This is a genomic window from Rhodococcus sp. 15-725-2-2b (assembly GCF_002259075.1).
Lineage (GTDB): Bacteria > Actinomycetota > Actinomycetes > Mycobacteriales > Mycobacteriaceae > Rhodococcoides.
Genome location: NZ_NPFL01000010.1, coordinates 60,460 through 86,587 on the forward strand (window position 1 = coordinate 60,460; position 26,128 = coordinate 86,587).

Consider the following 26,128-nt stretch of genomic DNA (forward strand, 5'->3'; position numbering starts at 1 on the left):
AGATTGTGGCCCTTCGGTCAGTGGCAGCAGAGTGCTGCGCGCACCCGCCCTCCCACGCGGAACGGGTGTAGTTGGTGAGTCACACGAACAACCGTGTTGACGTGACCGTAAACCAACCGGCCGGTCTCGGGAACCGTTCAAGCCTTTACCTGAGAATTGGTTATGAAAGTGTTACTGATGGGACTCATGTGACGAGTGAGAATCGCGAAAGCGAACGGCGGTCGAGATCCGAAGATCTCGACCGCCGCGAAAACCTGTTCAGGTGAAGGTATTTCAGTCGCCGACCGTCACGGCCCGGGCCTCGTCGATGCTGTGAGGTGCGGGTTCGTGGTCGTCGACATGAGCGAGCACCTTCCGGCCGGTCGCCAGGACCACGATGGCGAGGGCGGTGCAGGCGGCACCCACCCAGAACGGGACGTGCATGTTCGACTCGCCCAATTTGCCGGCCAGGTAAGGAGCCGCGGCCCCGCCGGTGAAGCGAACAAAGCTGTAGGCCGCCGACGCGGTCGAGCGCTCGACCGGTGCCGAGATCATCACGGTCTCGGTGATCAGCGTGTTGTTGACGCCGAGGAACAGCCCGGCCACGACGGTTCCCACGATGAGGACGATCTTGTTCTCGGTGAACATCGCCATGGCGGCCAGGTCGAGGGCGAACAGCAGCAACGCGAGCATCATCATGTGCAGCGTTCCGAAGGCCCGCTGCAGTTTCGGTGCCACGAACACCGATGCGATCGCCAGGCACAGGCCCCAGCCGAAGAAGATGAAGCCGATGGAGTACGTGCCCATGTCCAACGGGAACGGGGTGTAGGCGAGGAGGGTGAAGAATCCGTAGTTGTAGAGCAGCGCGGTGATGCCGACGGTGAGCAGGCCGCGGTGACGAAGCGCGCGGAACGGGTCGAGGATCGAGGTGGTGTGCGCGGGCTTCGGGGTGTCCGGCAGCATGACGATGAGCAGGATGAACGCGACGGCCATCAGTGCGGCAACGCCGAAGAACGGTCCGCGCCAGCTGAACCCGCCGAGAACGCCACCGACGAGGGGTCCGGTGGCGATACCGATACCCAGAGCGGCCTCGTAGAGGATGATCGCGCGAGCGACACCTCCCGATGCGGCACCGACGATGGTCGAGAGCGCCGTCGCGATGAACAGGGCATTGCCCAGTCCCCAGCCTGCGCGGAAACCGATGATCTCGCCGACCGATCCGGACGTGCCCGCGAGAGCCGCGAAGACGACGATGATCGCCAGTCCGGCCAGCAGGGTGCGCTTGGGTCCGAAGCGGCTCGACACGACCCCGGTGATCAGCATCGCGAATCCGGTCACGAGCATGTAGCTGGTGAACAGCAACGACACCTGAGACGGCGAGGCATCGAGTTGTTCACCGATGGGCTTGAGGATGGGATCGACGAGGCCGATGCCCATGAAGGCGATGACGCTGGCGAACGCGACGGCCCACACCGCTCGCGGTTGCTTCAGCAGGCTGTCGGGGGAGGTGCTGGTGGTCACGAAGAGGTTCCTCTCATTCCGCGATCGACGGGCTCGAGGATGCTGCGAAGCTCGCTCAGTCCGTCGGTCAGTTTCTGGATCTGTTCCGGGTCGCGGTCGGACAGGTACGGCACCAGTCCGTCGACGATGTGGCGTCGACTCGCGGCGAGCCATCGGTGGCCGTCGTCGGTCATCTCGATGAGGACGGCACGGGAATCGTCGGGATCGGCGGTTCGGGTGACGAGGCCGCTCTTGCTCAGCTTGGCGAGCAAGGCCGTCGCCGACGGTTGGGAGCAGCGGTCCAGCTCGGCGAACGTGCTGATGCGCAGGGGCTGATATTCCTCGAGCAACGACAGTGCCCGCATCCACGCTCTCGGCCATTCGTCGCTGCCGAACCGTGCGGCCAATCGGACGAAACGTGACGAGCTGGTGACCAATTGCGACAGAAGGTCCCGGATGTCCGCGTCGGAGTGACTCACCGATTTATTGTTACATACACTAACTATCTAATGCAACGGCACAGGTGACCTGCGGAAGGGCACCGGGGGTCGCGTCAGTACTGGCGGAGGAGAGCGGCGATGTCGCGGTCCCACTCGGCGTCCCGATGACCGTCGTAGCGAAAGCGCATCAGGTGATGGAAGCCGATGAGAATCGATGCCACGAGCACCCAGCTACCGATGGTGTTGAAGATCGACGCGGCCACGACGTCCGACGAGGTCAGTGGCCGCATGCTCGGGTTGCCGCTGTCGTCGACCCAGATCTGCGTGGTGGTACCGACGGGTGATCCGGTGTCCACGCTGACGCGTCCGGTGTGCTCGACGCCTCGGTAGACCCACCGTGAGTCGACGGCGGTCGCCGCTGCGCCGGACGCGCCGAATTCGGTCGATGCGACGGGTGCGGATTCAGCGGCGGCGGTGGTGGTCGCGGTGACCTGGTGAATCGAGGTCTTCTGGTCCTCGAGTCGCTGTTGCTGATCGGTGTGGGCGGCGGCACCGATCCACAGCGACACCGGAACCATGAGGATCAGCAGTGCGGTCACCCAGTGCTTGATGCGAGCCTGGCGAACGTCACAGTCGCGGAGCAACGGGTTGGGGTGGCCTGCGAACGCGGAGCGGCCCGAACTGTCCTGCCCGGTGAGTTTGCGGCGCATGCTGGTCCCCACTGCCTCGAAATGATCCGACCGACCTTTCCACGATGGCGACGCAACCTGCGAGTATCAAGCGATAGGGGTCAGCGTCACATGTGATGCTCACTGTGACGAGATGTTCGGGTGGAGGTCTGCGATGGTTGTCGGTCGGGTTCGGCGGGCTCGTGCGGCCGCGCTGATAGCAGGTGCGGTGACCGTGGTCGGTGCCTGGACGGGGTCGATACCGTTGCAGCGCATGGCCAAGCCTCTGATAGTCCCGGCCCTGGCGAGCGGCCTCGATCCGGGCCGAGATCGGGTGCTCACGGCTGGTCTCGCGGCCGCAACGATCGGCGACGTTCTACTGATCGACCCGGACGACGACTCCGCTCTGGAATGGGGTGCGCGTGCGTTCGCCGTGATGCAGGGCAGTTATACGTATCTGCTGTACCGCAAGGGTGCGCGTCCGGCACTGATCGACGCCGTTCCGCGGTACGCCGGATGGGCGGCCGCGGCGACGCTACTGGCCAGGCGACAGCCCGCGGTGGCGTCGACCCTGATCGCGTACGGTGCGGTGCTCGCGACCACGTCGACCCTGTCTGCTCGTTCTGTCTCCCGCGGCGGCGATCGACGGCTGATGATCGGCGGTGCCTTGTTCACTGCATCCGACGCACTGATCGTCTTCCGCCGACTGTTCCTGACCGAGGATCGTCAGCGGCGGACCGCGGAGGCCATAGTCCTGTCGACCTACGTCGCGGCGCAGGTCCTACTCGTCGAAGCCCTCGCTTCGGGGTAGCAGCAGCACTCGCTCGCGGTGGGCGGGGTCGACGCGAACGGCGATGACGGTGCCCGGCTCGAACCGCGAGGTGTCCGAGCGGGGGACGTCGTAGACGATCTTGCCGAAGTAGCTGCTCGAGCCGGGCACGGTGAATTCGAGGTCCAACTCGGCGGTGTTCTCGTCGATGCGACGGATCGCATCGACCGTCGCCCATCCTTCGACGCCGTGTTCGATCAGTTCCTTCTGCTCACGCGTCGGTCGTCCCGCGAGCATCATGGCCAGGCCGAGGGCCGCGCCGAATCCGGCGACCAGGGCCGCCAGCTGGTACGGAAGCGTCCCGGGCGGGGTTCGCTTCATCAGCCAGCCGATCCAGATCGCCAGCACGATGGCGTATCCGATCGTCACTACGACGACTGCTCGCACGATTCTCGCGTTGTTCACTTCGGTGCTCCTGGGTCGCCGGAGGCGACTGTTCGATATTCGACGATAGGGGGTTACCGGTAAGTAGGGTTACATGTACGGTGATCGATGTGACTCGACCAACTGTCTTCATCTCAGGCGCAGCTGCCGGTATCGGCCGCGCGACGGCTCTCAAGTTCGCGGCCAACGGCTACCTCGTCGGTGCATACGACATCGACGAGACCGGCTTGGCATCGCTCGGCAAGGAAGCTGCCTCGCTCAGCGGCCGCGTCGTCACCGGCATCTTGGATGTAACCAACTCCGACCAGTGGGAAACCCGGCTGAAGGAGTTCGTCACCGAGGGTGACGGTCGACTCGACATTCTGATCAACAACGCCGGAATTCTCGCCGCGGGTGCCTTCGAGGACATGCCGCTGTCGGTGCATCGTCGTCAGATCGACATCAACTTCAACGGGGTCATCTATGGCACCCTCGCGGCATTCCCGTACCTCAAGGACACCGCAGGCGCGCAGGTCGTCAACCTGTGTTCCGCGTCGGCCATCTACGGTCAGCCCGAGTTGGTGACCTACGGCGCGACCAAGTTCGCGGTGCGCGGCGTCACCGAGGCGTTGGATCTCGAGTGGAGCAAGTACGACATCTCGGTCAAGGCCATGTGGCCGCTGTTCGTCCAAACGGCGATGACGCAGGGCGTGTCGACGGGCACCACGAGCTCGTTGGGTATCAAGCTCACCGTCAAGGACGTGTCCGACGCGATCTTCGACGCGACTCGTCCGGTGAAGCGTCGGTTGCACAAGGTGCATTTCCCGGTCGGCCTGCCGTCCAAGGCACTCTCGCTCGGCTCGCGCTTCTCGCCCGCATGGCTCACTCGCGAGGTCAACCGGCGTCTGAGCCACACCTAGAACTCCTCGCCGGACGATGCCGGCACTGCGCCGGTATCGTCGGTCTTTCGAGCAGTCGATGTCGAAAGGTGGGTCGGGGTTTCTTCATGCCGATTACGTGGGGTGCGAGCGGGCAGCGATCGAGCAGAGCACGGCAAATGGGTTGGGCACGAGCCTGGTTGGTGGGAATCGGAGCCTGTACGGCGCTCGTTCTCGCCGGCTGCAGCAGTGAGTCCGCTGCCCAGCCTCCACCGCCTGCGTCGACCACGACTCCGGTGCCGACGACGACGCAGACCACCACCACTCCTGCGCCCGTGACGACCACGGAAGTGCCACTGCCGCCGCCCCCGCCTCCGGTGGAGCCGCCGCCCACCGCGGAACCGCAGACGACGTACGCCGCCATCGGCGGTGCGTACTACTTCAGTTCCCCCGACGGTCTGTTCCAGTGCGGGATCGTGCCGCTCTCCAGTCGTGTCGAGGCCGGGTGTCAGGGCACCACCACCCCGGTGCCGCCGCGGCCCGAGGACTGCATGATCAACTGGGGCAACGGTATTCGAGTCACCAACGACGGCCCGGCGGCGTTCATGTGCTCCGGCGGCGTGGTCTATACCTCGGGTGGGGAAACGATCGACCCACCGCTGGCGGTCGGAGCGAGCATCTCCGAGAACGGATTCACCTGCACGTCCGCCGAGAACGGCATCTCGTGCGTCGACGATGCGACCGGACACGGCTTCCGCATCGCACCGGACAGCAACGAAGTCTATTGAGCGAGAACACGATCGGCAACGAATCGTCGTCGGACGATGCCGGCCCCACCGAGTGGGGTGAGAACCCGAACGGCGTCGGACCGTGGTTCGACACGCACACCGAACCGCCACCCGACGATCCGCGATTGGACCCGGACCTGCTCGCGGGCGGAGATCGCCGCAACGTGGTCGACGCTTACCGCTACTGGCGACGCGAAGCGATCGTCGCCGACATCGACACCCGACGGCATTCGCTGCACGTCGCCATCGAGAACTTCACCAACGACGCGAACATCGGGACGGTGGTGCGCACCGCGAACGCCTTCGCCGCGCAGGCGGTCCACATCGTCGGACGTCGTCGGTGGAACCGTCGCGGTGCCATGGTCACCGACCGCTACCAGCACATCCATCACCACGACTCGGTGGAGGCGCTGATGGCGTTCGCAGCCGAGCAGGGCCTTGTGGTCGTGGCCGTCGACAACACCCCTGGGTCGGTACCGATCGAGACCGCGGAGTTGCCGCGTCACTGTCTGCTGCTCTTCGGTCAGGAGGGACCGGGTGTCACCGACAGTGCCCGCGAATCGGCTTCGATGACGGTATCGATCGCGCAATTCGGTTCCACGCGCAGCATCAATGCAGGTGTTGCCGCCGGGATTGCCATGCACTCGTGGATTCGGCTGCACGCGGATCTCGATGCAGCGTGGTGAGTCGCAGCGCTGTCCGAGGGGGTTTCCGGGGCGGGATGTAACGAATCGGCAACGGTAGTGGCAGGATTGCGGCTATGCAGGAGTTGTGGTCGCAGCGTGCGGACGCTGCGGAGGGGGCCGTCGTCGCGCGGCACATGCGTCGGCTGTGGGGGCTGCCGGGCACGACGTTGGGAGTCGTCGCCTGGCCACCGGCGCGTTCGGAACGGATGTTCCTGCGTTGGCACTACTGGTGGCAGGCCCACCTGCTCGATTGCGCGGTCGACGCCGCCGATCGCGATCTCACCGCCAAGCGCCGTCGGCGATTGAACAAGATCACCCGAGCGCACCGAACCCGCAACGTCAGCGGGTGGACCAACAACTACTACGACGACATGGCGTGGCTCGGGTTGGCACTCGAACGCGCGCAGCGGCAGCATTTCGTCGGCAATCGCGGTGGCATCCAGCAGATCGAGATGGAATTGTTCGACGCCTGGGCTCCGGCCGAGGGCGGCGGCATTCCGTGGCGCAAGAAGTCGGACTTCTACAACGCACCCGCCAACGGCCCGGCCGCGATCCTGCTGGCCCGCACCGGTCGGCTGTGGCGTGCCCAGGAGATGGCCGATTGGATGGACCGCACCCTCAAGGACCCGCGTACGGGGCTCGTTCTGGACGGAATGCATTCCACTCGTGCACTCGTCGACGCCGGAAAGACCGGCGAGATGGAACGCGCCGTGTACAGCTACTGCCAGGGCGTCACGTTGGGCCTCGAGACCGAACTCGCTGTCCGACTCGGAGAACCCCGGCACGCCGAGCGAGTCCATGCCCTGGTCGACGCCGTCGACAACCACCTGACCCGCAACCTCGTCGTCACCGGCGGCGGTGGGGGAGACGGCGGCCTGTTCAACCCGATCCTCGCGCGCTACCTGGCAATGGTCGCGGTGGCGCTACCCGGAGACTCGGACGCCGACGACCGGGCACGCGAACTCGCAGCGGCGATCGTGCTGAACTCGGCCGAGTCGGCGTGGGAGAACCGTCTCGAAGTGGAAGACAACCCACTGTTCGGAGCCGACTGGACCCGCGAAGCCCGCTTCCCGGGGCAAGGCCTGCACATCGCCACCTTCGCCGAGGGCACGGTCCGACCGTCCGATGTGCCCGAACGGGATTTCTCGGTGCAGCTCGGCGGCTGGATGCTGATGGAAGCGGCCTACCGAGTCTCGGCTGCGGGTTTCTAGAACACCTCGTCGGAGCGGACCGACGCAGACCCTATTCGACGACCTCTTCGACCTCGATGGTCTCTTCGGGCCGTGCCATTTCCTTGCGGTACTGCCAGATACCGAGACCGGTTCCGACGACGAGCAGCACCACCATGCCGATGAGGACGGCGGGCATCAGCCAGGGGATGCCCTCGATGAACGACCCGAAGTAGAACCCGATCAGCAGCAGCACCGGAGCCCAGATGATGGCACCGAGAGTGCTGGCGATCGTGTACTTGCGGTGATCCATCTTCGCAGCACCTGCGACCAGCGGGCACAGGGTGCGGACCCAGGGGATCCACCGCGCGACCAGCACCGCCCAGAAACCGTGCTTCTCGAGCAGAAGATTGACCTTGTGCAGGTTCTTGGTATTGAGATACTTGCCGTTCTTGCGGGCCACCAGAGTCGAGCCGGTCCGGTGGCCGATCGAATAGCCCACCTGGTTGCCTGCGATGGCGGCGACCATCGCACCGAGCGACAGCGCCCAGATGTGACCGGTGCCCGACGCGTGGGTCGCCATCACGATTCCTGCCGTGATCAACATCGAGTCTCCGGGCAGGAACAACCCGATGATCACTGCGCATTCGATGAACACGAAGGTCATCACGACGATCCACACGACGAGTGGGCCCGCTGTCTCCAACGGACCGAAACTGCCGGCGGCCTGGACGGACTCGGTCGACAGCGCAGTGGTAATCGACGACATGGACTCGATCACTTTCGGAAGATCTCGATCAGGACTTGGTGTCCGGGGCGTCGGCCTCGATCACGTCGGCCGCCTCCCCGAGCGGGGTCTTGCGGGCCTTGATCATGCGCTTGCCGACCTCGGCGACGATGGGGAGGACGGAAACGGCGACGATGATCAGGAAGATGATGTCGACGTGCTCGCGGATGAACGCGATCTGCCCGAGCAGGTACCCCAGCACCGTCACGCCCGCGCCCCAGAGGACGCCGCCGACGACGTTGTAGGTGAGGAACAGCGAGTACTTCATGTGCGACGCACCGGCGACGACCGGTGCGAACGTACGCACGATCGGTACGAAGCGCGCCAGGATGATGGTGATCGGGCCGTGCTTCTCGAAGAACAGGTGCGACTCGTCGATGTACTTCTTCTTGAAGAATCGCGAATCGTTGCTCTTGAACAGGGCCGCGCCACCCTTGGTGCCGATGAGATAGCCGACCTGGTCGCCGAGGATGGCCGCGATCGGGATCAGAACGACGAGGGTCCAGATGGACGCGAACGGCTCGATCTCGGTGGACTTCGACGCGGCGATCAACCCGGCCGTGAAGAGGAGGGAATCACCTGGGAGCAGCGGAAACAGCAGCCCGGACTCGATGAAGACCACCAGCAGCAGCCCGATCAACACCCAGTGCCCGAAGGAGTTGAGCAGGTTCACCGGGTCGAGAAAGCCCGGCAACAGGGCCAGGTTCGTCGTCATCGTTTCCGAGGCAGCTAGGAGACTCACCGCGCCCACACTACCGGCCGAAACTGGTAAGTCCTGAACAGATGGTGTCGCTCTGCTGTGAACGTGATGGCTTGTTCGGCACCGTTGACGGGCCGTCGCTCCCGGCCGACGTCAGCGGGAGTGGAGCCTGCGGAATGACCGGAGGGGCGCGGTAGTGGAGTCTGCGGAATGACCGGAGGGGCGCGGGAGTGGAGCCTGCGGAATGACCGGGGTGACGCGGGTACGCACGACACCGGGCCGGGAGGTTGCCATACTGCACTGGACACAACCGAACTTTTCTATGGAGGAATGACGCCGTGCCTATCGCAACTCCCGAGGTCTACGCCGAGATGCTGGGCCGGGCGAAGGAACACAAGTTCGCCTTTCCGGCAATCAACTGTGTGGGTTCCGAGTCCATCAACGCCGCCATCAAGGGATTCGCCGACGCGGGTAGCGACGGCATCATCCAGTTCTCGACCGGCGGAGCCGAGTTCGGCTCCGGGCTCGGTATCAAGGACATGGTCGTCGGTGCCGTGGCGCTCGCCGAGTTCGCGCATGTGATCGCGGCCAAGTACGACGTCACCATCGCTCTGCACACCGACCACTGCCCCAAGGACAAGCTGGACACGTACGTTCGTCCGCTGATCGCGATCTCGCAGGAGCGCGTCGACGCAGGCAAGAACCCGCTGTTCCAGTCGCACATGTGGGACGGTTCGGCCATCCCGATCGACGAGAACCTCGAGATCGCCAAGGATCTGCTGGCCCGCGCTGCGGCTGCGAACATCATTCTCGAGGTCGAGATCGGTGTCGTCGGCGGCGAGGAAGACGGCGTCGAGGCCGAGATCAACGACAAGCTCTACACCTCGAACGAGGACTTCCTCAAGACGGTCGAGGCCCTGGGCGCAGGCGACGCGGGCTCGCGCTACCTGCTGGCGGCGACCTTCGGCAACGTGCACGGCGTGTACAAGCCGGGCAACGTCAAGCTCAAGCCGTCGGTGCTGGCAGACGGTCAGCGGGTCGCGTCGGAGAAGCTCGGTCTGGCCTCGGGATCCAAGCCCTTCGATTTCGTCTTCCACGGTGGATCGGGTTCGGCGAAGAGCGAGATCGAAGAGGCGCTCGAGTACGGCGTGGTGAAGATGAACGTCGACACCGACACCCAGTACGCGTTCAGCCGTCCGATCGCCGGACACTTCTTCTCCAACTACGACGGTGTGCTCAAGGTCGACGGCGAGGTCGGCAACAAGAAGGCCTACGACCCGCGCAGCTACCTCAAGAAGGCCGAGGCCGGTATGGCGGCCCGTGTCGTCGAGGCCTGCAACGACCTCAAGTCCGCCGGTCGCAGCGTCAGCGCCGGCTGATCCCCGTGAGCGGAACTTCGTAGCAGGCTACGAGGTAGGAGTGGAGCCTGCGGAACGACCCGCAGGCTCCGCCGCTCACGTCGGTCAGTTGCACACCTTCCACTGGTCGCCGTCGAGGCGCAGGTCGAAGGTGCGCGGGGAGCGATCGTTCGGGTTCGCGTCGGTGTGCGCGATCACCTGAGCGATCGCGGTGTCGTCGTCACCGACCTGGATGGCGTCGATGCTGTCGACGGTGGGGATGTTGCCCTGCTCGAGCGAGACGCGATGGACGTCGGCGAATTCCGCGTCGGGGATGTCTCGGTAGAACGTCGCCAGGTCACCGCACGAGGTGCTGCGCAATGTGGCGAGGTCGCCGACGGCCAAGGCTCTGGTGAACGACTCGACGGTCGTCCTGATCCGGGCCTCCGGGGAGTCGTCGACGCTCGGGCGGTCGATCAGCAGGTATGCACCGGCGGCCACTGCCCCGATCACGACAACTGCGGCCACCAGCGCCGCCCACCACTTCTTGTGACTCGGTGTGCCGGGTTCCGTCGGGTCGGGTCCGATGCGCTGGGGACCGACCTGCTTCGACCCCGGTTTCTGCGGTTCGATCCTTCTCGGCCCGACTGGTTGTGGCACGGCGGCGGGTGATTTTTTCTCTGCCGCAACATCTTTGGTCCGATTCTCGGACGGGTTTCGGGGCGGGATACGACGCGGGGCCGCGGTCGGCTTTGCGACGGGCTTCGATTCCGCTGCGGCCGGTTCCTCGGCCGGAGCAGTGGCGATCTTCTCGGTGGCTGCGTCGGCCGGCTCGTCGACCTGCTTCTTCCTGCGGAGATCGATCTTCTCGGTGGCTGCGTCGGCCTCGGAGGGCGCCTTCTTCTTCTCGTCCGGCATGCGTTCTCCCTCGTTCACCGAATCCTGCGAGAACTCACGAGTTCTCGATTTCGTCAGCTGGCAGCCTATCGACCGTGTCGGGCGCTCGGCGCGAGCGCCACCGGGGGTGTTCGGACACGATTCGGTGACGTAGGGGCACAATGAGCGCCATGACTTCTTTCGGTGATCTGCTCGGACCCCAACCCACACTGTTGCCCGGCGACGACGAGGCCGAATCCGCGCTGCTGAACCACGAGGCACCCGAGACCGTCGCGGCGGCGCATCCGACGGCGTCCATCGCGTGGGCCTACCTGGCCGAGGCGGCGCTCGAGTCGGGAGCCACCATCACGGCGTACGCCTACGCTCGTACCGGCTACCACCGAGGTCTTGACCAGTTGCGTCGTAATGGATGGAAGGGATTCGGGCCGGTCCCGTACAGCCATGAGCCCAACCGAGGATTCCTCCGATGCGTCGCAGTCCTCGCCAAAGCGGCCCGCGACATCAACGAGCACGACGAGTACGCCCGCTGCCTCGACCTCCTCGAAGACTGTGACCCCAAGGCAGCAGAAGCGCTCGGCCTGGGCTGATCGGGCTCGCGCCAGCCGGGCGCGGGGTCGAACCCGGCTGAAGTCGGGCAGTGCTCGGCTGAAGTTGTCGCTGCTACCGATCATTCAGTGCGCGTTGGCTGCGGGAGTGGCGTGGTTCGTGGCGACGGACATCGTCGGTCACGAGAGCCCGTTCTTCGCACCCATCGCCGCTGTAGTCTCGCTCGGCGTCTCGCTCGGTGCTCGCCTGCGCCGATCGGCCGAGCTCGTCGTCGGAGTGACGGTGGGCATCGGCATCGGAGATCTGCTCATCTCGCTGATCGGTAGCGGGCCGTGGCAGATCGCTCTGGTCGTGGTGCTGGCGATGTCGGCAGCGGTGTTCCTCGACGGCGGGCCGATCATCGCGATGCAGGCCGGATCGTCCGCGGTGCTGGTGGCGACGCTCATCCCGCCCGGCAACATGGGTGGCCCCAACCGCATGGTCGACGCGTTGGTCGGTGGTCTGGTGGGCATCGCGATCGTGGCGTTGATCCCGACGCACCCGGTGTGGCGGGCCCGCAAGGATGCGGCGAGTGTGTTGGCCACGGCTGCGAGTGTGTTGCAGAAGGTGGCCGACGGCTTGGTGGCGAACGATCCCAAGCCTATCGAGGAGGCGCTACGTAAGGCGCGTGCGACGCAGTCGGGTATCGATGCTCTGCGAACCGATCTCAAGGGCGGCCGGGAGATCGCGCGAATCTCGCCGATGTACTGGAATCACCGCAACCGTCTGGCGTCGCTGGCGGCGACGGCCGATCCCATCGACAACGCCGTCCGCAACATTCGGGTGCTCGCGCGACGGTCGCTGACGCTGGTGCGCGACGACGAGATCCTCGATCCGCGCGTCGTCGACGAAGTGGAGAAATTGGCGCACGCGGTGGAGGTCCTGCGGCAGATGATCCTTGCCGATCCGGGTCAGAAGCCGGATGCGGCAGAGGCGGCACGAGTGTTGCGGTCGGTGGCGGCCGGTGCGAAACCGGAGTTGATCTCGAACGCCGGTCTGTCGGCAACGGTGGTCCTGGCGCAGTTGCGGTCGATCATCGTCGACCTGCTGCAGGTTGCCGGGCTCAAGCGTATCTCTGCGTTGGCGACGCTTCCGCCGACGGTGAAGCACCCGCACGTCCCTCCGGAGTTGTGACCCGAGGACACCATTGCATATATGCGTATGTACGCATATGGTGACTCCCGGAAGTCGATGCAGTCACGAGGGGGAGTCATGGGCGCGGGTCACGGGCACAGCCACGGCGTGGGCGGACACACGCCTGCGGGTGCGGGGCCACCCAGGTCCCGCGTTCGCAAGATGATCGTCGCCCTCGCGATCCTGGTGGTGTTTCTCGTCGTCGAGGCGACCGTCGCCGTGGCGATCGGCTCGCTCGGCCTGCTCGCCGATGCGGGCCACATGCTCACCGATGTGCTCGGCATGACGATGGGCTTGATCGCACTCGTGCTCGCCCGCAAGGGAAGTGCTGCAGCGGCAAGGACTTTCGGCTGGCATCGGGCGGAAGTGTTGACCGCCATCGCCAATGCCGTTCTGCTGCTCGGTGTTGCGGCGTTCATCATGTACGAGGCGATCTCGCGCATCGGCGACGCTCCCGAAATCCCCGGTGTTCCGTTGATTCTCACTGCGACAGCCGGTCTCGCGGCCAATATCGTCGTCATGCTGCTCATTCGCGGCGACGCCAAGGATTCCCTGGCCGTCCGCGGTGCGTACATGGAGGTCCTGGCCGATGCGGTCGGCAGCGTCGGGGTGCTCGTCGCCGGCGTGCTGATGGTCGTGTTCGGGTGGACCTGGGCAGACATCGTCGTCGGTGTCCTGATCTCCCTGTGGGTGATCCCGCGCGCGATCAAGCTCGCCGGCTCGGCACTGCGCATTCTCACCCAGGCCAGTCCGGGGCACGTCGACGTCGACGCATTGACCGGCGACCTGAGCGCGCTACCGGGCGTGACGGGGGTTCACGACCTGCACGTGTGGACGCTGACGACCGGAATGGACGTGGCAACAGTGCATCTCGAGTGCGAGGGGTCGTCGTCGATGGTGCTCGATCGCGCCCGGTCGTTGCTGTCCGCCTACGGTCTCGACCACGCCACGGTCCAGGTCGAACCCACCGCGCACGGCAGGACCTGCAAGGAAGAGCTCACCTGGTGACGGTGTGCACCTCGGAGCCGGGACGCCACACGTCGATCTGCATGTGATCGTTCACCAGTGACGTCAGGACGACCTCGGTGATGTCGAGGTCGAACACGTGGTACGGCACCAGTTCACCCGGTGTGGCGTCGAATATCGGTTGCAGCACAGCAGGATCGGTGATCTCGACGGCACGGCCGCCGATCTTCGCGTCCCCGCCCTCCATCGAATGGTGACCCGGATTGCTGTGCAGCGCGAACCGTCCGTCGCGCTGCAGATCTCGTGCTTTGACTGCCCCCAGCATCGAACCGAGGCGCAGCACACCGCTGTCGGCGAACTCGACCTCGGTTCCGCTCACGCGCGGTGAGCCGTCCGCCCGAAGTGTGGCGAGTACGTGGTGTTTGTGGGCGGTGAACCTGGCCCGCACTGCCGAGGCCAGGTTCGGGGCGGCTGTCGAGAAGTCGTTCCACGTCGTCATGGGGGAATTATGCGACCCGCCACCGACCGAAACGGGAATTGCTGCACACAACTTCTCGAAAGCGACGGAAATCCCGTCGGTCACGGTCGGTGTCGTGCAGTCCTTCCCGGCGCTCGGGTCACAGCCAGAATCGCATCAGGTAGTTTCCGTTGCCTGCGAAGAACTCGGGAACACCGGACAGCCCGAACAGGGTGTAGATCGCCCCGAAGAAGGCGGAATTGACCGCGGGCACGAACAGCAACGCGACGAGAAAGAGGATTCCGTAACCCTTGAACTGGTTCAGCGAGGCACGAGTGGCGGGCGAGAGCGAGGGTTCGAGTGCGGCGTATCCGTCGAGTCCCGGCACCGGAATCAGGTTCAGGATCGTGGCCATGATCTGCAGGAACGCCAGGAAGCTGAGCCCGTACCAGAAGGCCTGATGGGTGCCGTCGGTGCCGAACATCCGAATGACGATCAGAAGGACCACGGCGACAACGGCGTTGGCGAACGGTCCGGCGAGAGCGATGCGCCGCTGAGTCGACGCCGAGAATCGGTCGGTTCGCAGGTACACGGCACCGCCCGGAAGCCCGATTCCGCCGATCGCGATGAACAGCACCGGCAGCACGATCGAAAGCAACGGGTGGGTGTACTCGAGCGGGTTGAGCGTCAGATAGCCGCGGAGTTCGACTTCGCGGTCGCCGGCCCGAAATGCGGTGTACGCGTGCCCGAATTCGTGCAGGCACACCGAGGCGATCCACCCGGCGAGCACCAGCACGAACACCCCGAGTCGGGCGGTGAGAGAGGTGACGTCCTCCGCTGTCCACGCCAGCGCGCCGCCCACTCCTGCGACGGCGAGAACGGCCACGAACACCGGGCTCGGCAGAACGGGACTGCGGCGCACCGGAACGGTCATCGGACCAGCAACCACTCTTCGTGGTGACGGTAGAACGTCGACCGCTTGACTGTTCTGTCGCCGGCGATGCCGTCGCGCATCAGGTCTGCGGCGGGGGAGCCGAGCTGCATCGCGCGTCCGCTCACCCAGCGGCGCGGCAGCAGTCGTCGACGGCTGATCACCCGCGCACGAAGGCCCGGTAGCTCCGGGGTCGGTGCCACCTCGACGCCGGGAACGACTCCGGAGAACAACCGCGTGTCGTCGACGTACGCCTCGCCTTCGAGGTCCGCGCCGCCACCGCCGCCGAGCAGAGCCCGCCCGACAACCGCCTTGCCCGCGTCGTCGCGGATGAGGGGCGTGCTCGACGCCGTGCCGGTCAGTGCCACCTTGGCGGCGCGCGATCCGGTGCCGAGCTTGTAGATGTGGGCGGCGTTGGTCGCGGTATCGGGCACGAACGCGACCTCGATGTGGAGGCGTTCGGTCCGCATCAACCTGGTCAGGACGGCGGCCAGCGAGGCGTCGTCGCCCAACACGATGATGCGCGGTGCGGGGGCCGATTCGATGTCGGCGAACAGTGCGTTGCAGTCGTCGTCGGTAGGCACGGCATCGGCGTTGCGCAATGGGACGTCGGTCAGCGTGATCGGCAACGGCGGGTTTCCGCAGTGCAGAACGAACGGTGTCACGGCGCTCCTAGATCATCGGTGAACCCTCGAACGACCATAGTGCCCTCGTTTCGGCTCCACCGTAGCGGCATGCGGGCCAGCTCACCGCCTCGGCTAGACTGTTCCCCCGGCCACTGTCGCGCCTGCGGCAATTGGTGACGGCTGCGTTCGATCGAGCAATATCTGCAGCACGTCCTCGCACGAAAGCAACGTAGGAGAGCACATGCCGGCGATAGTCCTGATCGGCGCCCAGTGGGGCGACGAGGGCAAAGGCAAAGCCACCGACCTTTTCGGCGAACGACTCCAGTGGGTCGTTCGCTACCAGGGCGGCAACAACGCCGGCCACACCGTGGTTCTCCCGAACGGCGACAAGTTCGCGCTGCACCTGATCCCGTCGGGAATCCTCACAGCCGGCGTGAAGAACGTCATCGGCAACGGCGTCGTCGTCGACCCGGGTGTGCTGCTCACCGAACTCGACGGCCTGGAAAAGCGTGACGTCGACACCACGAACCTGCTGCTCAGCGCCGATGCGCACCTGATCATGCCGTACCACGTGGCCATCGACAAGGTGACCGAACGCTTCCTCGGAGCCAAGAAGATCGGAACCACCGGCCGCGGCATCGGGCCGTGCTACCAGGACAAGCTCGCTCGCGTCGGCGTCCGGGCAGCCGATGTGCTCGATGAGAAGATCCTGACCCAAAAGGTCGAGGCTGCACTGGAATTCAAGAACCAGGTGCTCTCGAAGATCTACAACCGGCGGGCGCTGGACTCGCAGCAGGTCGTCGACGAGGTGCTCGAGCAGGCCGAGGGCTTCAAGCACCGCATCACCGACACCAGGCTGCAGCTGAACCTGGCTCTCGAGCGCGGCGAGACGATTCTGCTCGAGGGATCGCAGGGCACTCTGCTCGACGTCGATCACGGCACGTACCCGTACGTCACGTCCTCCAACCCGACGGCGGGCGGCGCATCGGTCGGTTCCGGCATCGGCCCCAACAAGATCGGGACCGTCCTCGGCATCCTGAAGGCCTACACGACGCGTGTCGGCTCGGGCCCGTTCCCGACGGAGCTGTTCGACAATCACGGTGAATACCTGGCCAAGCAGGGCGGCGAGGTTGGCGTCACCACCGGGCGGGCACGACGCACGGGCTGGTTCGACGCCGTCATCGCGCGGTACGCCACCCGCGTCAACGGCATCACCGACTACTTCCTGACCAAGCTCGACGTGCTCTCGAGTCTGGACACGGTGCCCATCTGTGTCGCGTACGACGTCGACGGCGTCCGCCACGACGAGATGCCGATGACGCAGACCGGTTTCCATCATGCGAAGCCGATCTACGAAGAGATGCCCGGTTGGTGGGAAGACATCTCCGGTGCCCGTACGTTCGAGGAACTGCCGATCAACGCGCAGAACTACGTCCTGCGTCTCGAGGAGCTCTCGGGCGCGTACATGTCGTGCATCGGAGTCGGACCGGGCCGCGACGAAACCATCGTTCGGCGGGACATTCTGCGGTAATCAGGCCACGCGAAACTCCAAGCCCCGAGGCCCCACGGCCTCGGGGCTTTTTCGTGCCCGGACATGCCGTCGGGAGTCGCTCTCACCAATGCAAGGAAACAGCGCCTTCAGTAGGAAAACAGCGCGAAAAAGTACTGTGTTCGCTGTATTCGAGCGGTCTTGCTGGGAAATCCGCTGCAGGGCAGCAGTTTTCGTAATTCGGGTAGCTTTACACACCATGTAGTTATGTAAACCAAAAGTATGAAACAGGCGGCCGAACATTCCCTCGGACTTTTACCTTCACTTGGGTAACGGGTGAGACGGTCGTGCCGAAACAATGGACATCGCACAAGTTGCGGAGGCCCACATTCCGGCCGACCGACCCGCAACCGGGTCACCTCCCCTCGGCCTAGCGAACAAGGGCCACCGAAGAAAGCGACAACGAATGAACAAGGCAACCAAGGGTGCCATAGCCGCGGGGGCGGCAGCGGTACTGCTGCTCGGCGGTTTGGGATCCTATGCGCTCTGGCAGGACACCGAAACGGTCACCGGAGGTGAGATCAACTCCGGTGAGCTCAATTTCGCTCCGGTTGCCGGCACCGCGAACTGGACCGAAACCTCGGTCACTCCGAACGTGACTCTCGGAGCCGACCCGTCCGGCTTCCTCATCGTGCCGGGCGACGTTCTCGAGTACTCGACCCAGTACACCGTCAATTGGGCAGGAGACAATCTTCGCGCTTCGATCACCGCGGACTTCACCAATGTTGCCGGCGACGCCGACCTTGCTGCCGCTCTCGACACCGAGGTGTCGGTCAACGGTGGAACGTCCCTTCCGAACGGTTCGGCCGTGGACCTACCGCTGACCACATCGCCTCAGACCATCTCCGTCGAGGTGACCATTACGTTCGATGAAGCGACTGCGGATCTCATCGCACAGAACGAGAGCGTCGACCTCAACGACTTCACCCTGACGCTCGACCAGGTCCGTCCCTGATCTGTTGCAGTGACGAACAAGCACGGTCGTTATTGGGCGCTCGCAGCCGCGTCCGTCGCGGTGGTGGTCTTCGGATCAGCACAGACGACGGGCGCGCTGTGGCGTGACGACGAGGTCGTCGAAGGCGGGACCATCAACTCCGGCACCTTGGACATCAAGGTCGGCCCGAACGGAGCAGAAGTGAACGACTACGTTCTCGCTGCGCTCGGTTCGACCGGTCTCGGACCGAACGGTTTCTCGCAGGCACCGTTGTCGATTCGGAACTCCGGCAACGTACCGTTCAACTTTCGACTGCAAGGAACCACGTCGACCGGAATAGTCCCCCTTGTTCTGACTGCGACAACTGTTGCGGCCGAGACGAATTGCCCGGCGACAGGTACACCGACGGGACCGACGACACTGCTGTACAACGGAAACGCCAGTGGTGCGCAAGCTCCGGTGCCACCGGCGGCCAGACTGTTGGCCGCAGGCGCCCGCGAAGTGTGGTGCTTTCGGCTCGCCGTCGGTGCCACTCCGCCGCAGAGCGCGTCGTCGACGGTGACGTTCTCGTTCCGGGCGGACCAGACATGAGTGCCGACGACGACACGGACGTGATCGAAACCGTCACGGACGTATCCGAGGAGAACCGGACCGGTCTCTGGTGGTGGGTGAGCCGGATCGCGTCGTACACGCTTCTGGCGGCGATGTTGTTCGTCCTCGGGGTGACCGTCGTCATTCCGAAAGTCACCGGTTCGACGCCGTACACGATTCTCACCAGCTCGATGAAGCCGACGTACCCACCGGGAAGCCTGGTGGTGGTCAAGCCCGCCGACGCAGCCGAACTCGAGGTAGGCACACCGATCACCTACCAAATCCGTTCGGGCGAGCCCGAAGTGGTGACTCACCGCATCGTGGCGACCCGGCAGAGCGGACGAGGTATCACCACCTATGTCACTCGCGGGGACAACAACGGATCCGACGACGAGAACCCGGTGCAGATCGGGCAGATTCGCGGAAAGGTCTGGTACTCGGTGCCGTACATGGGCTACGTCAACAACTGGCTGAACGGTGAGCAGCGCAAGATCACGGTCGCGGTCATCGTGATCGGTCTGTTCGGCTATGCGCTGGTGATGTTCGTCGGGGCCGGTGTCGATCGCTACCGGAGCCGAAAAGAGCAGGCGCGATGAAGCACCCCGGTCTTGCCGCCTGCACCGCAGCGTTCGCCGGCATCGCGGTCGTTCTGTTGATGGGTGCCGGTCCGTCGCAAGCGGCGCAGACGGTCAAGTACAGCGATGACGGCGAGCGCTGGAGTACCGACTTTCCGAGCCCGTTGTACGACAGCGACATTCGATGGGTTCCCGGCGACGTGCGTACATCGCAGTTCCACGTGTTCAACGACACCGACCGAGACGGGCGTCTCTGGCTGACCTTCGGCAGTGACAACCCGGCGTTCCTTCGAGCTCTGAGCGCGTCGATCGGCGGCGGCGAGTCGGCCGAATCGTGTGCGTGGATCGACCTCGAGGCCGGCCAGAAGAAGCGAATCGACTCCACGATCACGATGGCCGAAGCAGCTAAAAACGACACCTGGTCCTCCTCTGCTGCAGTCGATCTCGTTGTGCAGTGGGACAACAGCAACAGAGCCGAGTGCCCGGAATCGTCGGGTGCGCGGACGGATATGGAAGGGGCGCAGCCCTGATGTCGCGTCACAAGGACTCAGTCGGTCCGAAGACGGTTCTCCGTCGTTTCGGTGTCGCGCTCATCAGTGCGCGAGCTCGGGCCTTCATGTCGATCGGCATCGTGCTCGGCCTCGGCGCGGTGGGAACCCTTGCTGCATGGTCGGATACGGCGACTGCGACGTCAGGCACCTTCACGACCGGCAGGCTCGATATCAAAGTCGGTGACCCCGCGGTGGACAACAATCCGATCGCGTTCTCGACGACTCTGGCCAATCCCGCGATCTTCCCCGGGGATACCGTCGCAGCCGGGCTGTTGGTGAGCAATGCGACCGGATCCGTCGCCAACACCTACACCATCTCCGTGCTGGCCAGTAACACTGCGCTGGGCAATGTGCTCAATTCCTCGGTGCACAGCGGACTTCCATCGGGGGGTGCATGCACAGGTGCCGCCGTCAGCACGGTCTCCGGCCTCGGAACCTCGAAGCAATTCCCTGCCTTGAATCGTTCGCTTCCCGTCAACGGCAGTGATCAGCTGTGTATCAGCGTGACCATGCCGACCGGTACGGCTCCGCCCAATCCCGTTGCTACCGGAACCATCACGTACACCATCACCGCGACGTCGTCGTAGATCATGTCCGATACCCACGCAGCCTCGGCTACCGGAGCGCCATCCGGCCGGCGTCTGCTTCGCGAGATCGCACTGACCGTCGGCGCTGTCTCCGGGCTCGTCTGTGTGCTGTTCGCGCTCGCGGCCGTGTTCTTCGGTATCACCCCGTTGGTCTTTCGGTCCGGCTCCATGGCCCCGGCCATCGACACCGGGGCGCTGGCACTGAGCAAGTCGACCCCTGCCGCAGACATAGAGGTCGGCGACGTCGTCAAGGTCACTAGCGCGTCGGGAGCAGGAATCACCCACCGCGTGGTCGAGATCGGCGCAGTCGGAACCGACAGTGTGCAACTGTTCCTTCAGGGTGACGCGAACCCCGAGCCCGATGCCGAGAGCTACGTCGTGTCCGAGGCCGATCGTGTGTTCTTCAGCGTCGGGAAACTCGGCTACGCGGTCACCTGGCTCAGCGGCCCGGTCGCAGTGTTCATCGGTGGCATCGCCGTCGGCGTACTTCTCATGACCGCGTTCGGATTTCGTAGGTCCCCTGTGGAGTCCTCTGCGCAGCCGGACGACGACGATCGACCGCAGGAACCGCCCAGCGGACGGCACAGCGCCCAGGGACGCGGGACGTCCACCCTCGGTGTGGTGCTCGCACTGGCGGCCATCTCGGCAGTGGGCATCACTGCGTCGAACACTCCGACAACCCTTGCTGCGGGGCAAGACACGGCAACGGCCCTCAGCGGCACCATCACCACAGCATTGCCGATCCCCGCGCCGCTGTCGCTGACTTGTACGAATGCCGAGCGGGGTCTTGTCGGTGCGATTCGATTCGTGAATCTCAGTTTTCCATCACGCGGGTCGCAGTACACGTACCAGTTGACCTTGAAGAAGGCAGGCGAGAACGACCGTGAGTTCGCGGTAGCCGGGACCGCTGCTACCGGGGTAGTCATCACTCAAGCAGTGGAAAACGGAGCCCTCCTGGAATTGCTGCCGCTGCCACTGGCCCCTGTACTCGACGGCGTGTACACCGCATCCATCCGAACCAAATCGGGTACGAGGTTCTCGCAGCCGAGCCCGACCGTGAACTTGACCATGAGCAACGGCCTACTTCTCGGATTGGCTGCAAGTGCGCGGTGCGGAGGCACCGCTGCCGCTGCCGCAGCCCGCAGCGCCCCGCAGGCGATCGCTCCCGAGGCAACTACTCCGTCCTCCACGACATCCACCCCCACCACTCTGGCACCGGAGTCAACCGCAGTACCCGGAACGACTACGCCGTCGGTCGAGGTTCCGCCGTCCACGACTGTCCCGCCGTCCACGACTGTCCCGTCGACCACTGACGGGGGACCCGCGGCGGTGGCCCCACCGCCGACCACCACAACAACAACGACGACCCCGCCGGCACCTGCGGCGCTGTCCGCCCCGGTGACCTCGCCGTCGGGTGCATCGACGGCCCGGGTGGTCGACATCGACGGCGCTCCGACTCTGCAGATCGTCGACGCAGCCGGAGCAGTCCAGTACAGCGCTCCCGCCACGTCCAGTGAGGCATTCGGCTACGGCGTGAATTGGTCGGCCGGGGATCAGCTGTGGCTGCTCGGTCCCGATCGTCTCGTTCGTCTCGACAGCACCGGCGGTTCGTGGTCGCGAACGGTGATCGATCCGACGGCGACGGAACAAATTCCGGCGGAAATTCTCGCGCTCTTGAATTAGTGCCGTCACATATATGTCGGAATCGAACTGCACATCTGCTCGCCTGCGTGGATAATTGCGCCCAGGTAAATCGACGGAAGGTCGAGCGATGACTGAGAATTACAACGGATTGGAAGTTTTCAGCTACCAATTCGATCGCTTCGCATACGAACATCCATGGATCGGCGCTCAGGCCGGTGAATTCATGCTCGGCCCCGAGGGTGGGGGAATGCTCGAATTCACGCACGCTACCGTCTTCGCGCTTCCCGAGGGTGGCGCGCACGAAGTGCACGGTCCGATCCTCGACTGGTACCTCGGTCACGGGGGACCCTATGGCGCACTTGGCTATCCGATCAGTAACGAGCGTCCGACACCCACCGGATCCGGTCGCTACAACCTCTTTCAACGCGGAGCTATCGGGTGGTTGCCGGAGGTGGGTGCATTCACCATCGGTGGTCGGCACGAGGAATCCGATGTGACTCCGGGCCCGGAAGCTGAATTGATGTCGGCGGTGGACGCTCCCATCGACGCACTCGGTATTTCTGCCTGAATCCTTTCCTGCTCCCCGTTTCGATCGTATTCTTCGGTCTCGCGGTTTTGTTCGTCGATGAAGCAGCTCAGAACAATGTTGGCTCGTCGAATCCTGGGACTCCTTCGATGCCGAGTATTTTCTGTTTGGTGTTCGCGCCACCCGGTGCCGAGAAGCCGCCGACTTCCGTGCCTGCGCCGAGTACCCGATGGCACGGGACGATGATCGGCACGGGGTTTCGTCCCAACGCGCCGCCTACGGCCTGGGCGGCGCCTGGGTGGCCGAGTCGGCGGGCAATGTCGCCGTAGGTGAGTGTCGCGCCCCGGGGAATGCTGCTGCAGACGGTGTAGACCGAGGCGTCGAACTCCGAGATGTCGAGGACCAGCGGAATCGGGCTCATGTCGACTGTCCGTCCATCGAGCAGGGCGACGATTCGCGCGATCGCGTCGGCCGCCAATGTGTCGACAGGCCCTGTTGCTGCGCCGAAGCGGTTCAGATAGTCCAGCATCGCCTCGTCCAACGGCTCGGGCAGGGCGACGGCGAGCACGCCGTCGTCGGTCCAGGCGATTCCGCAACGGCCGATGGAGGTGTCGAAGAGCGTGCTGCTCGGCATCGGTCCAGTATCCACCTGCCCTCGTGTGGCAGTCCAGTGGAATACGCAATGGACTTGAATGTCGGAGGCCAGTGAGCGAATACTGGAGTGCATGGCTTCGAGAGTCCTCAATGCAACGTCACTGGCCCGCGATCTCGGCAGCTGGCGCGGCGACGCGTCCTCGGACGGATCCGGGAGGCGCAAGGCGTCGCGTCCGACGTATCGCGCATTGGCCGATGGCGTTCGACTGCTGATTCACGACGGTCGCATTCCGCTCGGCGTCGGTCTGCCCAGTGAGCGTGATCTGTCCGCGGCTCTCGATCTCAGTCGTACCACCATCACGTCCTCGTACTCGGTGCTGCGAGACGAGGGCTACCTGATCAGTAAGCAAGGATCACGCAGTACCGTCGCTCTGCCCGCTGCGCCCACCCCCAACGGAATGTTGATTCAGTCGACATCGCCTTCGGGTCCGGTCGTGGACATGTCTCACGCAGCGATGGCAGCAGCGGACGGCACCATGACCGCGGCGTACGAGTCTGCGCTGCAAGCACTTCCGACCTATCTTCCGACGCACGGCATGGAGCCCATCGGTCTGGCGGTGCTGCGGGAGGCCATCGCGCAACGCTTCGTCGAGCGTGGCCTGCCGACGACGGCCGACCAGATCATGGTCACTTCCGGTGCGCAGCAAGCAGTTCGGCTCCTGCTGGGTACCTTGACCTCGCCCGGCGATCGGGTGCTGATCGATCACCCGACCTATCCCAACGCCCTCGAAGCCATCAGGCGAGTGGGTGCGCGTCCCGTACCGGTGCCGGTACGTCCGGCCGACGGCGACTGGGATCTCGACGGGATACGCAGTGCAGCAAGGCAAACAGCAGCCAAGGTCGCGTACCTGATTCCGGACTTCCACAATCCAACCGGGCAGGTGTTGGGTGCCGAGGGGCGGGCCGAACTCGCCCGCATCACCCGCGACACCCGTATGACGCTCATCGTCGACGAAACCATGGTGGACCTGTGGCTCGACGCCCCGCCGCCGCCGCCGGTCGCGTCGTTCGGGCGGGTCTCGGGGTCCGACATCGTCACGATCGGTTCGGCGTCCAAGTCGTTCTGGGGCGGACTGCGCATCGGATGGATCAGAGCGCATCCGTCGCTCGTCTCACAGCTCGCGGGCTCGCGGGCAGCGCACGACCTCGGCACCTCGATCATGGATCAATTGGCGTCCTCGTTCCTGTTGCAGGACGCCGAACCCGCGCTCGAGCTCCGTCGATCGCACTTGCGCGAGCGTCGGGACGTACTGGAAGAGGCTCTGGCCGAACATCTTCCGGACTGGCGTTACCGCCGCTCCGAGGGCGGCATGTCGCTGTGGTTGCAGCTGCCTGCACCGGTGTCGAGTGCGCTCGCCGCCACCGCGCCCGCATTCGGCGCGATACTCGCGGCAGGCCCACGATTCGGCGTCGAGGGTGCATTCGAGCGCTACCTCAGGTTGCCGTACACCCGTGAGCCACAGGAGCTTCGGGCCGCGGTGATGGCCACGGCTGCTGCTTATCGTGCCCTCGCTCCCAGCGCCGAATCGGAGCAGCCGGCCCTGGTGTTCTGACCGGCCATGTTCTGACCGCGAACTCGAAGTTATGGACGGAAATCAGCCGAAAAGCGTCCACAACTTCGAGTTCGGCGCAAGCAGATCAGACCCAAACCGACGCGATGTCGGTTGCTTCGGCGGGCGGTGGCGTCGGGACTCCGTTTTCGGTGCGGGAGAAGCGCGGTGCCGGGCGGTGCTGGGTGACGCCGCCGATGTCGATGAGGGAGTCGCGGTCCTTCATGTGCGGATGGTTCGGGGCCTCGGCGAAGGTGAGGACCGGCGATACGCAGGCGTCGGTGCCGTCGAAGATCGCGGCCCATTCGTCGCGGGTCTTGGACAGGAACGTCGAGGTGAATCTCTCGCGCAGCTCGGGCCAGCGCGACTTGTCCATCTGCGGCGGGAGGTCCGCATCGGCGAGGCCGAGGCCGGTGAGCAGCTGGGCGTAGAACTGCGGCTCGAGCGAGCCGACTGCCATGTACCGGCCGTCCGAGGTCTCGTAGGTGTCGTAGAACGGTGCGCCGGTATCGAGCAGGTTCGTGCCACGATCGTCGCTCCAGGCTCCGACGCCACGCCAGGCCCAGATCATGTGCGAGAGTGCGGCGGTGCCGTCGACCATGGCCGCGTCGACCACCTGGCCCTGTCCGGAGTTCTGGCGCTCGTAGAGCGCCGCCATGATGCCGAAGACGAGGAACATCGAGCCCCCGCCGAAGTCGCCGACCATGTTGAGCGGCGGCACGGGGCGCTCGCCCTCGCGACCGATTGCGTTCAGCACGCCGGTGACGGAGATGTAGTTGATGTCGTGGCCTGCGGTCTGCGCCCACGGGCCTTGCTGGCCCCAGCCGGTCATGCGGCCGTAGACCAGGCGCGGGTTGCGGGCGAGGGCGTCGTCGGGTCCGAGGCCGAGGCGTTCGGTGACGCCGGGTCGGAAGCCCTCGATCAGCACGTCGGCCCGTTCGACGAGACCGAGCACCTTCTCGATGTCGGCCGGATCCTTGAGGTTGGCCTCGACGATGGTGCGGCTGCGCAGCTGGTGGTCGTGGGCAGAGATCTGCCCGGCACGCTGGACGCGTACGACGTCTGCGCCGAGGTCGGCCAGCAGCAGTGCGGCGTGCGGGCCGGGCCCGATGCCCGCGAGTTCGACCACGCGAAGCCCTGCGAGTGGTCCACCAGTGTTCGACACGTTGTTTGCCTCGTTCCGACTCGTCACCTGCGAATGTGAATGGAGACTAACTTGTACTAGGTCGTCCAACCGATCGGGGTGT

At 64.9% G+C, this 26,128-nt stretch carries 30 protein-coding genes; 18 read left to right on the forward strand and 12 right to left on the reverse strand.

Annotation, left to right across the window (positions count from 1 at the left end; all coding sequences use genetic code 11):
- Window positions 1–273 precede the first annotated feature (273 nt).
- From CH306_RS12375 to CH306_RS12385, 3 genes are all read right to left on the reverse strand, one after another.
- The gene (locus CH306_RS12375) at window positions 274–1,500 is read right to left on the reverse strand and encodes an MFS transporter (protein ID WP_094646771.1); all 1,227 of its coding nucleotides are present in this window, start codon (window positions 1,498–1,500) and stop codon (window positions 274–276) included.
- Window positions 1,497–1,958, reverse strand: coding sequence for a MarR family winged helix-turn-helix transcriptional regulator (locus CH306_RS12380; RefSeq protein WP_032397159.1), 462 nt, complete (start codon window positions 1,956–1,958; stop codon window positions 1,497–1,499). Before CH306_RS12380 ends, CH306_RS12375 begins: the two co-directional genes overlap by 4 nt.
- Before the next feature lie 74 nt (window positions 1,959–2,032).
- A complete protein-coding gene (locus CH306_RS12385; RefSeq protein WP_045198656.1) occupies window positions 2,033–2,629 on the reverse strand; it encodes an Rv1733c family protein in 597 nt (198 codons plus the stop codon).
- A gap of 133 nt (window positions 2,630–2,762) precedes the next feature.
- Between CH306_RS12385 and CH306_RS12390 the strand changes: the two genes are divergently transcribed.
- Complete coding sequence (locus CH306_RS12390) at window positions 2,763–3,398, forward strand: lysoplasmalogenase family protein (RefSeq protein ID WP_045198660.1); 636 nt, start codon at window positions 2,763–2,765, stop codon at window positions 3,396–3,398.
- Here CH306_RS12390 and CH306_RS12395 read toward each other — a convergent pair.
- Complete coding sequence (locus CH306_RS12395) at window positions 3,369–3,821, reverse strand: hypothetical protein (RefSeq protein WP_032397157.1); 453 nt, start codon at window positions 3,819–3,821, stop codon at window positions 3,369–3,371. The two genes, CH306_RS12390 and CH306_RS12395, sit on opposite strands and share 30 nt — an antisense overlap.
- An 89-nt stretch (window positions 3,822–3,910) precedes the next feature.
- Between CH306_RS12395 and CH306_RS12400 the strand changes: the two genes are divergently transcribed.
- From CH306_RS12400 to CH306_RS12415, 4 genes are all read left to right on the forward strand, one after another.
- On the forward strand, window positions 3,911–4,699 hold the full coding sequence (locus CH306_RS12400; RefSeq protein ID WP_045200914.1) for an SDR family oxidoreductase: 789 nt from the start codon (window positions 3,911–3,913) through the stop codon (window positions 4,697–4,699).
- A gap of 137 nt (window positions 4,700–4,836) precedes the next feature.
- On the forward strand, window positions 4,837–5,445 hold the full coding sequence (locus tag CH306_RS12405; protein WP_176459350.1) for a DUF6636 domain-containing protein: 609 nt from the start codon (window positions 4,837–4,839) through the stop codon (window positions 5,443–5,445).
- Window positions 5,442–6,131: a TrmH family RNA methyltransferase gene (locus CH306_RS12410; protein WP_179272849.1), complete on the forward strand. Its 690-nt coding sequence runs from the start codon at window positions 5,442–5,444 to the stop codon at window positions 6,129–6,131. Before CH306_RS12405 ends, CH306_RS12410 begins: the two co-directional genes overlap by 4 nt.
- Before the next feature lie 74 nt (window positions 6,132–6,205).
- A complete protein-coding gene (locus CH306_RS12415; RefSeq protein ID WP_094646772.1) occupies window positions 6,206–7,342 on the forward strand; it encodes a glycoside hydrolase family 76 protein in 1,137 nt (378 codons plus the stop codon).
- Window positions 7,343–7,373: 31 nt separating this feature from the next.
- Here the strand turns inward: CH306_RS12415 and CH306_RS12420 are convergent, their stop codons facing one another.
- Both CH306_RS12420 and CH306_RS12425 read right to left on the reverse strand, forming a co-directional pair.
- Window positions 7,374–8,069: a DedA family protein gene (locus tag CH306_RS12420; protein ID WP_045200918.1), complete on the reverse strand. Its 696-nt coding sequence runs from the start codon at window positions 8,067–8,069 to the stop codon at window positions 7,374–7,376.
- Between the two features lie 28 nt (window positions 8,070–8,097).
- Window positions 8,098–8,802: a VTT domain-containing protein gene (locus CH306_RS12425; protein WP_045198665.1), complete on the reverse strand. Its 705-nt coding sequence runs from the start codon at window positions 8,800–8,802 to the stop codon at window positions 8,098–8,100.
- A gap of 323 nt (window positions 8,803–9,125) precedes the next feature.
- Between CH306_RS12425 and fbaA the strand changes: the two genes are divergently transcribed.
- Window positions 9,126–10,166, forward strand: coding sequence for a class II fructose-bisphosphate aldolase (fbaA, locus tag CH306_RS12430; protein WP_094630972.1), 1,041 nt, complete (start codon window positions 9,126–9,128; stop codon window positions 10,164–10,166).
- Window positions 10,167–10,250: 84 nt separating this feature from the next.
- Here fbaA and CH306_RS12435 read toward each other — a convergent pair whose 3' ends face one another.
- The gene (locus CH306_RS12435; RefSeq protein WP_143545380.1) at window positions 10,251–11,042 is read right to left on the reverse strand and encodes an Rv0361 family membrane protein; all 792 of its coding nucleotides are present in this window, start codon (window positions 11,040–11,042) and stop codon (window positions 10,251–10,253) included.
- A gap of 149 nt (window positions 11,043–11,191) precedes the next feature.
- Between CH306_RS12435 and CH306_RS12440 the strand changes: the two genes are divergently transcribed.
- From CH306_RS12440 to CH306_RS12450, 3 genes are all read left to right on the forward strand, one after another.
- Window positions 11,192–11,608, forward strand: coding sequence for a DUF3151 domain-containing protein (locus tag CH306_RS12440; RefSeq protein WP_032397398.1), 417 nt, complete (start codon window positions 11,192–11,194; stop codon window positions 11,606–11,608).
- A 64-nt stretch (window positions 11,609–11,672) separates the two neighbouring features.
- Window positions 11,673–12,740: an FUSC family protein gene (locus tag CH306_RS12445; RefSeq protein ID WP_094614127.1), complete on the forward strand. Its 1,068-nt coding sequence runs from the start codon at window positions 11,673–11,675 to the stop codon at window positions 12,738–12,740.
- 78 nt (window positions 12,741–12,818) lie between these two features.
- Window positions 12,819–13,748 (forward strand): cation diffusion facilitator family transporter, encoded by a 930-nt coding sequence (locus CH306_RS12450; protein WP_032397152.1) that lies wholly within the window; start codon window positions 12,819–12,821, stop codon window positions 13,746–13,748.
- On the opposite strand, the gene CH306_RS12455 is transcribed toward CH306_RS12450, so the two are convergent.
- The 3 genes from CH306_RS12455 to CH306_RS12465 all read right to left on the reverse strand — a co-directional run bounded on the left by CH306_RS12455 (window position 13,738) and on the right by CH306_RS12465 (window position 15,759).
- Window positions 13,738–14,205: a pyridoxamine 5'-phosphate oxidase family protein gene (locus CH306_RS12455; RefSeq protein WP_179272848.1), complete on the reverse strand. Its 468-nt coding sequence runs from the start codon at window positions 14,203–14,205 to the stop codon at window positions 13,738–13,740. The two genes, CH306_RS12450 and CH306_RS12455, sit on opposite strands and share 11 nt — an antisense overlap.
- A 118-nt stretch (window positions 14,206–14,323) precedes the next feature.
- Complete coding sequence (locus CH306_RS12460) at window positions 14,324–15,097, reverse strand: site-2 protease family protein (RefSeq protein WP_094646774.1); 774 nt, start codon at window positions 15,095–15,097, stop codon at window positions 14,324–14,326.
- Window positions 15,094–15,759: a hypothetical protein gene (locus CH306_RS12465; RefSeq protein ID WP_032397150.1), complete on the reverse strand. Its 666-nt coding sequence runs from the start codon at window positions 15,757–15,759 to the stop codon at window positions 15,094–15,096. The genes CH306_RS12460 and CH306_RS12465 overlap by 4 nt, the downstream gene beginning before the upstream one ends.
- A gap of 202 nt (window positions 15,760–15,961) precedes the next feature.
- Between CH306_RS12465 and CH306_RS12470 the strand changes: the two genes are divergently transcribed.
- The 8 genes from CH306_RS12470 (at window position 15,962) to CH306_RS12505 (ending at window position 22,719) form a co-directional block, all read left to right on the forward strand.
- Window positions 15,962–17,251: an adenylosuccinate synthase gene (locus tag CH306_RS12470; RefSeq protein WP_032397149.1), complete on the forward strand. Its 1,290-nt coding sequence runs from the start codon at window positions 15,962–15,964 to the stop codon at window positions 17,249–17,251.
- A gap of 424 nt (window positions 17,252–17,675) precedes the next feature.
- Entirely contained in the window at window positions 17,676–18,224 is a 549-nt protein-coding gene (locus CH306_RS12475; RefSeq protein WP_094630969.1) for an alternate-type signal peptide domain-containing protein, read from the forward strand.
- 9 nt (window positions 18,225–18,233) lie between these two features.
- The gene (locus tag CH306_RS12480) at window positions 18,234–18,794 is read left to right on the forward strand and encodes a hypothetical protein (RefSeq protein WP_094630968.1); all 561 of its coding nucleotides are present in this window, start codon (window positions 18,234–18,236) and stop codon (window positions 18,792–18,794) included.
- Window positions 18,791–19,390: a signal peptidase I gene (locus tag CH306_RS12485; protein WP_094630967.1), complete on the forward strand. Its 600-nt coding sequence runs from the start codon at window positions 18,791–18,793 to the stop codon at window positions 19,388–19,390. Before CH306_RS12480 ends, CH306_RS12485 begins: the two co-directional genes overlap by 4 nt.
- Complete coding sequence (locus tag CH306_RS12490) at window positions 19,387–19,899, forward strand: hypothetical protein (RefSeq protein ID WP_094630966.1); 513 nt, start codon at window positions 19,387–19,389, stop codon at window positions 19,897–19,899. The genes CH306_RS12485 and CH306_RS12490 overlap by 4 nt, the downstream gene beginning before the upstream one ends.
- Complete coding sequence (locus CH306_RS12495; RefSeq protein WP_094646775.1) at window positions 19,899–20,507, forward strand: SipW-dependent-type signal peptide-containing protein; 609 nt, start codon at window positions 19,899–19,901, stop codon at window positions 20,505–20,507. Before CH306_RS12490 ends, CH306_RS12495 begins: the two co-directional genes overlap by 1 nt.
- A 3-nt stretch (window positions 20,508–20,510) precedes the next feature.
- Window positions 20,511–22,190: a signal peptidase I gene (locus CH306_RS12500; protein ID WP_094646776.1), complete on the forward strand. Its 1,680-nt coding sequence runs from the start codon at window positions 20,511–20,513 to the stop codon at window positions 22,188–22,190.
- An 88-nt stretch (window positions 22,191–22,278) separates the two neighbouring features.
- The gene (locus CH306_RS12505; RefSeq protein WP_094630963.1) at window positions 22,279–22,719 is read left to right on the forward strand and encodes an LGFP repeat-containing protein; all 441 of its coding nucleotides are present in this window, start codon (window positions 22,279–22,281) and stop codon (window positions 22,717–22,719) included.
- Window positions 22,720–22,786: 67 nt separating this feature from the next.
- Here the strand turns inward: CH306_RS12505 and CH306_RS12510 are convergent, their stop codons facing one another.
- Window positions 22,787–23,311 (reverse strand): methylated-DNA--[protein]-cysteine S-methyltransferase, encoded by a 525-nt coding sequence (locus CH306_RS12510; RefSeq protein WP_094646777.1) that lies wholly within the window; start codon window positions 23,309–23,311, stop codon window positions 22,787–22,789.
- Window positions 23,312–23,402: 91 nt separating this feature from the next.
- On the opposite strand from CH306_RS12510, the gene yczR reads away from it, so the two are divergent.
- Window positions 23,403–24,884 (forward strand): MocR-like transcription factor YczR, encoded by a 1,482-nt coding sequence (yczR, locus tag CH306_RS12515; protein WP_094630961.1) that lies wholly within the window; start codon window positions 23,403–23,405, stop codon window positions 24,882–24,884.
- Window positions 24,885–24,969: 85 nt separating this feature from the next.
- Here the strand turns inward: yczR and CH306_RS12520 are convergent, their stop codons facing one another.
- Window positions 24,970–26,046: a CaiB/BaiF CoA transferase family protein gene (locus CH306_RS12520; RefSeq protein WP_094646874.1), complete on the reverse strand. Its 1,077-nt coding sequence runs from the start codon at window positions 26,044–26,046 to the stop codon at window positions 24,970–24,972.
- Window positions 26,047–26,128: the final 82 nt, after the last annotated feature.